Origin of the sequence: Mycobacterium sp. (genome assembly GCF_032159775.1) — a bacterium.
Taxonomy (GTDB): Bacteria; Actinomycetota; Actinomycetes; order Mycobacteriales; family Mycobacteriaceae; genus Mycobacterium.
Window position 1 is genome coordinate 48037 of record NZ_JAVHWK010000057.1, and the last position, 10334, is coordinate 58370.

The 10334-nt window shown below is 65.6% G+C and carries 12 protein-coding genes and 1 pseudogene; 7 read left to right on the top strand and 6 right to left on the bottom strand.

Annotated features, from left to right (window positions below; genetic code table 11):
- Nucleotides 1-2 precede the first annotated feature (2 nt).
- The gene (locus tag QOJ24_RS06210) at nt 3-677 is read left to right on the top strand and encodes a methyltransferase family protein (protein ID WP_526260109.1); all 675 of its coding nucleotides are present in this window, start codon (nt 3-5) and stop codon (nt 675-677) included.
- Here the strand turns inward: QOJ24_RS06210 and QOJ24_RS06215 are convergent.
- On the bottom strand, nt 665-1075 hold the full coding sequence (locus tag QOJ24_RS06215; protein WP_526260110.1) for a hypothetical protein: 411 nt from the start codon (nt 1073-1075) through the stop codon (nt 665-667). The two genes, QOJ24_RS06210 and QOJ24_RS06215, sit on opposite strands and share 13 nt — an antisense overlap.
- Nucleotides 1076-1150: 75 nt before the next feature.
- On the opposite strand from QOJ24_RS06215, the gene QOJ24_RS06220 reads away from it, so the two are divergent.
- Together QOJ24_RS06220 and QOJ24_RS06225 are read left to right on the top strand one after the other, a co-directional pair.
- Entirely contained in the window at nt 1151-2005 is an 855-nt protein-coding gene (locus QOJ24_RS06220) for a sigma-70 family RNA polymerase sigma factor (RefSeq protein ID WP_526260111.1), read from the top strand.
- A 20-nt stretch (nt 2006-2025) separates the two neighbouring features.
- Nucleotides 2026-2661, top strand: a pseudogene (locus QOJ24_RS06225) (DUF4126 family protein).
- 52 nt (nt 2662-2713) lie between these two features.
- Here the strand turns inward: QOJ24_RS06225 and glgC are convergent.
- On the bottom strand, nt 2714-3928 hold the full coding sequence (gene glgC, locus QOJ24_RS06230) for a glucose-1-phosphate adenylyltransferase (RefSeq protein ID WP_526260112.1): 1215 nt from the start codon (nt 3926-3928) through the stop codon (nt 2714-2716).
- A 148-nt stretch (nt 3929-4076) separates the two neighbouring features.
- Between glgC and glgA the strand changes: the two genes are divergently transcribed.
- The 4 genes from glgA to QOJ24_RS06250 all read left to right on the top strand — a co-directional run bounded on the left by glgA (nt 4077) and on the right by QOJ24_RS06250 (nt 8440).
- Complete coding sequence (glgA, locus tag QOJ24_RS06235; protein WP_526260113.1) at nt 4077-5240, top strand: glycogen synthase; 1164 nt, start codon at nt 4077-4079, stop codon at nt 5238-5240.
- A gap of 225 nt (nt 5241-5465) precedes the next feature.
- Nucleotides 5466-7019, top strand: coding sequence for an amino acid permease (locus QOJ24_RS06240; RefSeq protein ID WP_526260114.1), 1554 nt, complete (start codon nt 5466-5468; stop codon nt 7017-7019).
- Nucleotides 7020-7022: 3 nt separating this feature from the next.
- Complete coding sequence (locus QOJ24_RS06245; RefSeq protein WP_526260115.1) at nt 7023-8249, top strand: cytochrome P450; 1227 nt, start codon at nt 7023-7025, stop codon at nt 8247-8249.
- Nucleotides 8249-8440, top strand: a complete 192-nt coding sequence (locus QOJ24_RS06250) for a ferredoxin (protein ID WP_526260116.1) — start codon at nt 8249-8251, stop codon at nt 8438-8440. Before QOJ24_RS06245 ends, QOJ24_RS06250 begins: the two co-directional genes overlap by 1 nt.
- A 33-nt stretch (nt 8441-8473) precedes the next feature.
- On the opposite strand, the gene QOJ24_RS06255 is transcribed toward QOJ24_RS06250, so the two are convergent.
- The 4 genes from QOJ24_RS06255 to QOJ24_RS06270 form a co-directional block, all read right to left on the bottom strand.
- Nucleotides 8474-8641, bottom strand: coding sequence for a DUF3117 domain-containing protein (locus QOJ24_RS06255; RefSeq protein ID WP_003406247.1), 168 nt, complete (start codon nt 8639-8641; stop codon nt 8474-8476).
- 139 nt (nt 8642-8780) lie between these two features.
- On the bottom strand, nt 8781-9371 hold the full coding sequence (locus QOJ24_RS06260; protein ID WP_526260117.1) for a DNA-3-methyladenine glycosylase I: 591 nt from the start codon (nt 9369-9371) through the stop codon (nt 8781-8783).
- Nucleotides 9368-9736, bottom strand: coding sequence for a DivIVA domain-containing protein (locus QOJ24_RS06265; protein WP_526260118.1), 369 nt, complete (start codon nt 9734-9736; stop codon nt 9368-9370). Before QOJ24_RS06265 ends, QOJ24_RS06260 begins: the two co-directional genes overlap by 4 nt.
- 50 nt (nt 9737-9786) lie before the next feature.
- A partial coding sequence (locus QOJ24_RS06270) for a glucosyl-3-phosphoglycerate synthase (protein ID WP_526260119.1) occupies nt 9787-10334 on the bottom strand: 548 nt, incomplete at its 5' end.

The window sequence follows — 10334 nt, forward strand, 5'->3', positions numbered from 1 at the left end:
CAATGAGAACCTCGGTCCGGATGGCAATGACATCCGCCATCGGTCTTGTCGCCTTCATTCTGATGGTGTTCGTGCCTGCGGGTACGTTCGACTACTGGCGGGGATGGGCGTTCATTGCGGTGTTCGCCGCGGCGACCCTCATCCCGAGTGTGTATCTCGCCGTGAACAATCCGGACGCCTTGCGCCGACGCATGCAAGCGGGCCCTGGCGCGGAGTCACGGCCTTTGCAGAAGGTCATCATCGCCGTGGCATTCGTATCCGTGGTCTCCATGATCGTGGTCAGTGCGCTGGACTTCCGCTTCGGTTGGTCGGCGGTGCCTGCAGCGGTCTCGGTGCTGGGGCTCGTCCTCGTCGCCGCCGGCCTCACCGTCGCGATGCTGGTGACGATCCAGAATGGCTATGCTGCAGCCAACATCACCGTCGAAACCGGTCAGCAGCTCGCGTCGACGGGCTGGTACGGCTTCGTCAGGCACCCGATGTACTTCGGCAACGTCATCCTGATGGTCGGCGTTCCGTTGGCGCTCGGCTCGTACTGGGGCCTGCTGAGCCTCCTCATCGGCCTTGCGGTCCTCGCACTGCGCATCAACGACGAGGAAGCTCTGTTGAAACAGGATCTGGCTGGATACCGCGAATACATGGACAAGGTGCACTACCGGCTGATGCCCTACGTGTGGTGACTCCGCGCCGCCCGCCACACGAACAGGAACACCGCCACCACCGTGAAGCGCAGAACGGTGTTCGCGATGACCGTGGTGTTCGGCCCGATCACGCCCATGTAGACGAGGTCGAGCACGCCGCTGGCCCCGTGCAGGACGACGAACGTCGTCACGACGAGGCGCAGCGCCGCTTCGTCGGTCAGCCGGGTGGCGCCGAACGACAACACGGCGACGGCGAGTTCCGCTGCGCCGACGAGGTAGACGAGCAAATATTGCGGTCGCTCCACGGTGATCCCCACCGCCGACGGGATCGCGGTCGGGAACACCGCCAACACCACCGCCCCAGCAAGCGTGATCAGTCCGTGCGCCACGAACACCGCCCGCAGCAGCCTCGGCGCACGCGTCGTCGTCTCAGTCATATGCCGTCCCTCCGTTTCGTCAAAGGTATGACGGAGCGCGGCAGCAGATCATGACCACGGGAGAGGAAACGGCAGGTGAGTGACTTCGAACAGCATCGTGCGCACCTGGCCGCAGTCGCCTACCGGATGCTCGGCTCGGTGCCCGAGGCCGAGGACGCCGTCCAGGAGGCGTGGCTGAGGATGGACCGCGCCGACGTGACCGGCGTGCAGAACATGCGCGGCTGGCTGACCACCGTCGTCGCCCGCATCTGCCTGGACATGCTGCGTTCCCGCACCGCCAGGCCCGAGCAGCCGCTCGATGGAACTGTTGCGTCGCCACGTATGGCGACCAGCGAATCGGTCGATCCGGAACAGCAGGCACTGCTGGCCGACTCGGTCGGAGCCGCGTTGCTCGTCATACTGCAGCGGCTGTCGCCCGCCGAGCGGCTGGCGTTCGTCCTGCACGACATGTTCGACCTGCCGTTCGCCGAGATCGCACCGATTGTGGGCCGATCGGAGAACACCGCCGCCCAGCTCGCGGCTCGCGCCCGCCGCCGTGTACGTGGCCAGACTCCTGACCCCGCAACGGATCTGGTCCGCCAGCGTCAGCTGGTCGATGCGTTCCTGACCGCGGCCCGCGACGGTGACTTCGGCTCGCTGCTCGCCGCGCTCGACACCGACGTGGTGCTTCGGGTCGACGCCACGGCGGCGGGCAGCGCGACGACGATCCGCGGAGCGCAGGCCGTCGCGGCCAACGCACGCGCGTTCTCCGCCAACGCACGCTTCGCCGAGCTGGCGCTGGTGGACGGCGCAGTCGGCATCGTCGTCGCCCCCGGGGGCAGGCTTGCGCTGGTGTTGCGGTTCGGCGTCGTCGGCGACAAGATCACCGAGATCTACATCGAGGCAGACCCGAACCGATTGCAGCGGCTGGAATTGGCCGTCCTGGACTGAACCGCGCTCATACTTCGTGTGTGGAACTGCTGACCGGCCTCGGCCTGGCCACCGCGTCGGGACTGAACGCCTACATCCCGCTGCTGGCGCTCGGCCTGATGTCCCGGTTCACCGACCTGATCACCCTGCCGCAGGGGTGGGTCTGGCTGGAGAACGGCTGGGTGATGGCGATCGTCGCGGTGCTTCTGGTCATCGAGGTCGTCGCCGACAAGATCCCGGCGCTGGACTGGGGGTACCTCCCAGCCGAAGGCTAGGGGGACGTCAACGACGCGATCCAGACGTTCGTTCGCCCGACCTCCGGTGGCATCGTGTTCGGTTCGGGCACGGCTGCCCAGACGCACGCCGTCACCGACCCGGGCGCTTTCGCGCAATCGGGCCAGTGGATCCCGATCGTCGTCGGCGTGCTGGTGGCGCTCGTGGTGTCGCTGACGAAGTCGGCAGTGCGACCCGCGGCCAATGTCGCAACGGCGGGCGTCGCGGCGCCCGTGCTGTCCACCATCGAGGACGGTGTCAGCGTTGCGCTGGTGTTCTTGGCGATCCTGATACCGGTCGTGGTGCTCGTCGTGCTCGCACTGCTGATCTGGGCCGTTTTCAAGCTGTGGCGGCGACGGCGCCGCAAGCACAAGGCCGCCGCGAGCGAGAAGTCAGGGTTGTGAATCCGCGTGAATCACGACCAGGAACGCTATTTCGCGGCTGGGGCTCGGCCGGCTAAATCCAGACGCCCTTACCGACGGCGACCACACCACCGGCGCTGATCGCGAAACGTTCGCGGTCCTTCTCCAGATCGACGCCGACCATCTCGCCCGGCCCGACGACAACGTTCTTGTCCAGGATCGCGTGGCGCACAACGGCACCGCGGCCCACCCGGACACCGGGCATCAGCACGCTGCCCTCCACGATCGCGCCGTCGTCGACCACGACGTTGGACGACAACACCGAATTGCGCACCGACGCGGCCGAGATGATGCTGCCCGCTCCGACGACGGATTCCTGCGCGGAGCCGCCGTTGACGAACTTGGCGGGCGCCAGGTTGTCCGACTCGCCCCTGATCGGCCAGCGCTTGTTGTAGAGGTTGAACACCGGGTGCACCGACACCAGGTCCATGTGGGCGTCGTAGAACGCGTCCAGAGTTCCGACGTCACGCCAGTAGCCGTGGTCGCGCTCGGTGGCTCCGGGTACTTCGTTGCTGTTGAAGTCGTACACCGATGCCATCCCGTCGCCCACCAGCCGCGGGATGATGTCGCCGCCCATGTCGTGGTCGGAGTTGTCGTCGTCGGCGTCGGCGCGGATCGCGTCGATCAGCACCTTGGTGGAGAAGATGTAGTTGCCCATCGACGCGAACGTCTGCTCGGGATCGTCGGGGGTGCCCGGCGGGTCGGCCGGCTTCTCGACGAATTCGCGGATGCGGCCGGACTCGTCGGCGTCGATGCAGCCGAACGCGGTCGCCTCGGCCCGCGGCACCCGGATACCCGCGACCGTCGCACCCGCCCCGCTCTCGATGTGGAACTGCACCATCTGCTCGGGATCCATCCGGTACACGTGGTCGGCACCGAACACGACGATGTAGTCGGGGTCATCGTCGTAGATCAGGTTGAGCGACTGATAGATCGCGTCCGCCGACCCCGTGTACCAGCGCGGGCCGAGCCGTTGCTGTGCGGGCACCGGGGTGATGTATTCGCCGGCGAGGCCGGACAGCCGCCAATTCTGTGAGATGTGCCGGTCAAGCGAGTGCGATTTGTATTGCGTCAGAACACAGATGCGCAGGTATCGGGCATTGACGAGATTGGACAGCACGAAATCGATCAGCCGGTACGCCCCGCCGAAGGGAACTGCAGGCTTTGCTCGGTCCGCCGTGAGCGGATAGAGCCGCTTGCCTTCCCCGCCTGCCAGGACGATGCCGAGGACGTGGGGCAACTCCCTCATGATTCAAACCTATCTGCAGCTTCCCACCGTGACCAGGCATTGGCACTTTTGGACCTCTGCGACTGTCGGTCAAGGTAATTGGCGAATACCCCAATCCGCGTTCTCCACACGGCTGCGGCACGCGGCGACTGACACTACGGTCGTAGGCATGCGGGTGGCGATGATGACGCGTGAATATCCCCCCGAGGTGTACGGCGGCGCGGGCGTACACGTGACCGAACTCGTCGCACAGCTGCGCACCTTGTGCGATGTCGACGTGCACTGCATGGGCGCCCCGCGAGATGGAGCTTTTGTTCACCAGCCTGATCCGGCGCTCAAGGGCGCCAACCCCGCCCTGGCGACGTTGTCGGCCGATCTGGTGATGGCCAATGCCGCCGAGAATGCCACCGTCGTGCATTCACACACCTGGTACACCGGCCTGGCCGGGCACCTGGCCGCCCTGCTCTACGGAATTCCGCACGTGTTGACCGCGCACTCGCTCGAGCCGATGCGGCCGTGGAAGGCCGAGCAGCTGGGTGGGGGCTACCGCATCTCGTCCTGGGTGGAACGCACAGCCGTCGAGGCGGCCGACGCGGTCATCGCGGTCAGCTCCGGCATGCGCGACGACGTGCTGCGCACGTACCCGGCGCTGGACCCCAACCGGGTGCACGTGGTGCGCAACGGAATCGACACCGAGGTGTGGTATCCGGCGGCAGCCGAATCCGACGAGTCGGTGCTGGCCGAACTCGGCGTCAACCCGGGCCGGCCGATCGTTGCGTTCGTCGGGCGGATCACCCGACAGAAGGGTGTCGCGCACCTGGTCGCCGCCGCCCACAAGTTCGCACCCGAGGTGCAGCTGGTGCTGTGCGCGGGCGCGCCGGACACCCCGGAGATCGCCGCCGAGGTGACCGCGGCGGTCCAGGAGTTGTCCCGCTCCCGCACCGGCGTTTTCTGGGTGCGCGAAATGCTCCCGATTGGGAACATCCGCGAAATCCTTTCGGCATCAACAGTTTTCGTATGCCCGTCGGTGTATGAGCCGCTGGGTATCGTGAACCTCGAGGCGATGGCGTGCGGAACCGCGGTGGTGGCGTCCGACGTCGGCGGCATCCCCGAGGTGGTGGCCGACCACCAGACCGGGCTGTTGGTTCACTACGACGCGGGCGACCCGGAGTTCTTCGAGACCCGGCTGGCCGAAGCCGTCAACGGACTGGTCGCCGAGCCGGAGCGGGCCCGTGAGTACGGACTGGCGGGCAGGCAGCGGTGCATCGAAGAGTTTTCCTGGGCGCACATCGCCGAGCAGACCCTGGAGATCTACCGGAAGGTGTCTAGCTGATCTCGGGGATCCAGCCGCGCCACGCACTGAGACGCCTGATCGATGCCATGCCGGGCGCTGAACGACGGCACGATGTCACCCCAATCGCATCTGATTTGAAGATGTACTGACTCGGTTTTTTGTGTTTTACAGCTGAGTTCGTCCGGCGCATAGTAATGGTCGTCACACCCGTCACGACGAGGCCGCGGCGACCGCGACACGTCATCTCACCCAATGGAGATTGTCATGTCGGAACTAGCCGATCGCGCACGACCCGGCGACGCCACGGCGCTGACCGAACTGGCCGCGACGCAAGAATCCCGGTTGATCAAGACACTGCGCCGCGGCGACATCGTCTTGTTCATCGTGGCCGCGGTGATCAGCGTCGACACCATCGGGGTGATGGCCTCCGGAGGCCCGGAGGGACTGCTCTGGGCGATATTCCTGGCGGCGGCCTTCCTTGTGCCTTCCGCGATGATCTTCTCCGAAACGGGCGGTGCATTCACCCAGGAGGGCGGGCCCTATCAGTGGGTCAAGTACGCGTTCGGGCGCCGTTGGGCCGCGATCGCCGTCGTCCTGTACTGGATCACCAATCCGATCTGGCTCGGCGGCTCCCTGGTCTTCATCGCCTCGGAAGTCTGGACTGAATATGTCTTCGGCATCGAGACGGGCAGCGCGGGCGACTACCTCTTCAAGCTGATCTTCATCTGGGTGGCGATCGGGCTGGCCATCATCAGTCTGCAGAAGGGTAAGAACGTCATCAGTGCGGGCGCGATCGCCAAACTGCTCGTACTGATCAGCTTGGTGACAACTGCCGTCATCTACGGCTTCACCGAAGGTTTCGAGCCCATCACCTTGTCGTCGCTGTCCCCCACCGCGGGTGGGTTCCTTGCGATCGTGCCGATCGCACTCTTTGCCTACCTGGGATTCGAAGCGCCCAACTCCGCGGCCGGAGAGATGCACGACCCGCAGAAGGACGTCCCTGCCGCCATCAGGCGAGGCAGCGTCATCACCATGCTGGCCTATGTCCTTCCGGTTCTCGCAATCATCTGGGCCACACCGGCAGACGAGATCGCCGATGCAGGCGTGTTGGCGGCTCTGGAGCGCGCCTACTCCGTGTACGGACCCGCAGCCGGGTTCCTGACGGTGCTGACCGCGGTGCTGTTCGTATTCGCTCTGCTCACTCAGGGCAGCGCGTGGATGATGGCTACCGACCGGATGCAGGCGATGGCCGCCGCAGACGGCTCCTTCTTCGGCGGGTTCTTCGGCGAATTCCACGAAAGGCTGGGGACCCCGGTCCGCATGAACGTCTTGTCGGGCGTGGTGTCCACCGTGTTCGCCATCGCCGCTCTGACGCTCGTCGAAGGCACCACCGCATCGGTCTTCGTCGTCGTCCTGACCGTGGCGGTGTCCACTCTGCTGATCAGCTACCTGATCATCGTTCCTGCAATCATGAAGCTCCGCAGGGACTTTCCGGATGTGCAGCGCCCCTACCGCGTTCCCGGCGGCGCTACCGGCTTCTACATTCTCGCCGGCGTAGTGCTTGGCTTCATCGTTCTGGGTTCTTGGGTCGCCGTCTTCCCCGGCACCATCGAAAGCCTCTTCGGCCTGGAGTACTCGTTCCAGGACGTATGGGGTGTTTCGCAACTGAACTTCGAGGCGTTCACCATCGGCACTCTGATCGTGGTGATATTGATCGCGGTGATCGGCTATTGGCGAGCGCGCGGTGTGCGCGCGGCGGCGGCCGGCATCCCGTCAGCTGACCTACTCGTCACCGATAACACTGATTCCGAGAGGTGAGCTGTGACGGCGAAACCGCCCGTCACACAGGCTGACCCGGTCGAAACGGCCTTCGACATCGTCGCGGACCTGCCGTTGGCGTCTCTCGAAGACGACCCCTACCAGTTCTACGGCTGGATGCGTGAATGCGCACCGGTCGTCTATGTGCCCGAGACCGGACGCGTCCTCGTCACGACCTGGGAGCTGTGCAAGGAGGCAGGGGTCAACGACAGTGTTTTCGGCCCCACCAAACAGGCACACGAAACCGTCTATGGATGCCCGAACGTGATGAGCATGACCGGAGACGACCATCGGACATTGCGAAATGCGGCCAACGCACCGATGCGTCCCAAAGCGGTGAAAAGCTATTACGAAAGCGGCATCCGCAAGACCGTGCTGCACTACGTCGAGTCGATCCGCGCGAACGGCGCCGCCGATGCCACCGTCGAAATTTTCGAGCCCATCAGCCAGCGGGTGGTCGGCGACGTTCTCGGATTCGGCGACGTCGATGACGCCACGCTGGGCCGATGGTTCCACACCTACGCCGACTATCTGGTCGACTACGGCCGCGACCGGAAGGTGGCCGAACGCGTCAAGCTTGTGAAGGCCGAGGTTTGGGATTACCTCGAGGGCCGGATGCCAGAGATGGGCGAGCACCCCGACGGCAGCGGCCTGGATCATCTTCTGCACGACGGGATGCCGCCTGGCGAGATGCGCTCCATCGCCGACATCGCACCCACGGTCGGAGTGCTCATCGTGGGCGGATTCCAGGAGCCGGCGCATCTCATCTCCAACACGCTGCTCGGCCTTCTCGGGCGGCCCGCTGCGGCCCGGCGGGTCGCTGCCGACCCTGCGGCCTGGGCTCGACCCGCGCTCGAGGAGGGACTGCGCTGGCTTCCCCCGTTCGGTTTCACCGAGAAGCTGACGACAGAAGACGTCATCCTCGGGGATGTTCCGATTCCGGCTGACACGGAAATAGCGTTGGTGATCGGCGCGGCGAACCGGGACCCGGCACGATTCGCCGACCCCGATGTCTTCGACCTCGAGCGCAGCGACCAAGCCAATGTGTCGTTCGGCTTCGGTTCGCACTTCTGCATCGGCCACAACCTGGCTCGCGCCATCGGCGAAGTGGTCATCGAGGAGTTTTTTCGGTTGCTGCCCAGTGTGCGGCTGGACCCGAACCGTGCGCCTGTCGTGCACGGCTGGCTCACCCGCGGGGCGAAATCACTGCCTGTCGTCTGGGATGTCTGATGAAGATCAGAGTGGACCGGAACAAATGCAGCGGAATCGGGCTGTGTGAGGCGATGTCACCCGACTACTTCGAGGTTGACGATGGGGGCCTACTGCGGTTCGTCCAAGGCGATGATGTTGCCGACGTGCTGGACGAGATAGACGCCGCAGTTCAGGCATGTCCGACAGGTGCGCTCAGCCGCGAGTTGTGAGTGACGACCAGGGCGAGCCATAAGGGTGTCTGGCTAGCTGGTGACGCCCTTGAGTTCGTCGCCGAGGGCCGCGGCCTCGTCGGGGGTGAGTTCGACGACAAGACGGCCGCCGCCTTCTAGTGGTACCCGCATCACGATGCCGCGCCCCTCCTTGGTTGCTTCCAAAGGACCGTCGCCGGTCCGGGGCTTCATCGCCGCCATCGAGTGCTCCCTCCACATGAGCCGGCTGTCCACCCGTTGACAGCACCCGGCACTGAACTGCTTCTGAACCTCCCCCATTGTTCCCTATCCCCGGCGTTGCGTGTGCAAAGACCCGGTCAAGATCGATTCAAGGGCCAGATCAGGCGGTAGTGGGAACCCAGCAGGAAGCCGTGTGATCGTCGACCATTCCGGTGGCCTGCATCAGGGCGTAGGCCGTCGTGGGGCCCACGAATTTGAACCCCCGGCGCTTCAGCTCCTTGGCCATCGCCGTGGATTCGGCGGTGACGGCGGGCACCTGGGACAGGTCTGTCGGGCGTGGCCGCGGCGCAGGCGCAAACGACCAGAGCAGTTCGCCGAGGTCGACGTCCAGGTCGGCGACGGCGCGCGCGTTGGCGATAGTCGCCTCGATCTTGGCGCGATTACGCACGATCCCCGCGTCGTTCATCAGGCGCTCGATGTCGCGGTCGGTGTAGCGCGCAACCTTGCCGACGTCGAACCGGTGGAAGGCACGCCGGAAGTTCTCGCGCTTACGCAGGATGATCAACCACGACAGCCCGCTCTGGAACGCCTCGAGGCTGACCCGTTCGAACAACGCCCCGGCCCCCCGAAGCGGCTGTCCCCACTCGGTGTCGTGATAGTCCCGGTAGAGGATGAAATCGGCTGGCGCCAAACGAGATTGGTCGATCCAATCGCAACGGATGCGGCCGTCTTCTTCCGGCTCTGCGGTCACGAATCGGCCCTGTCCTCCGACAGCGCATGCGCGCCACTTTCGACCGGTTCCTCGTCGTGCACCTCGTCATCGTGTGTGCCGGTTGCCTGCACCGCAGCCAGTTGACCGCGCAGCGAGTCGAGTTCCTGGCCGAGCCGGTCCAGCACCCAGTCGACCTCGCTGGTCTTGTAACCGCGCAGCGCCTGGGCGAACTTGACCGCGTCGACGTCGGCGCCGGTGACGCCCGAGGCGGGGAGAACGGTCGCGGTGGTGCCGCTGGGCAGCGGCGGCAGTACCTCGCCGCGGCCGAACAATGCACTGCCCACACCGAACAGCACGACGGCCACCAGGATCAGCACCACGAGGTACAGGAGGATCAGGGTCACGCCCCTGATACTGCCTCACCGGTCCGACGAGGACGCGCCACCACCCGCCGCTAACGCGGTCGCAGCGAGATCATCGGCGGCCGGTCGACCAGCGACACCTCCGAAGAGCGCGGCGTGTAGTCGTTCCCGTCGGCGAAGAACTGCGTCAGCCCGACCCCGGAGTCGGGGATGCCACAACGCGACAACAGGGTGGCGATGACCTGCCTGCTCATCGAGGCGAGCTCGGTCAGCGGCCGGTTGCGATGTTCCCGCACGCCGAGGTTGACCTGCGCGATCGCGTCCAGCCCGAGCCGGTCGTAGGTGTCTATGAGCAGGCCGATCTCCACGCCGTAGCCGGGCGCGAACGGCACCGAAGTCAGCAGCTCGCGGGTGCCGGCGTATTCGCCGCCCAGCGGCTGCATGACGTACATCAGCTCCGGCCGCAGCGAGGCCAGCAACGGGCGCGCCACCAGCTCGGTGACCCGGCCGCCGCCGGTGGCGTCCTCGCTGCCGCTGATCTTCAGCGGCCGCCGGTAGAACCCCTTGACCAGGTGCACACCGTCGACGGTCAGCAGCGGGCCGAGCAGTTTCGGCACGAACATCGGGTCGGGGTCGATCA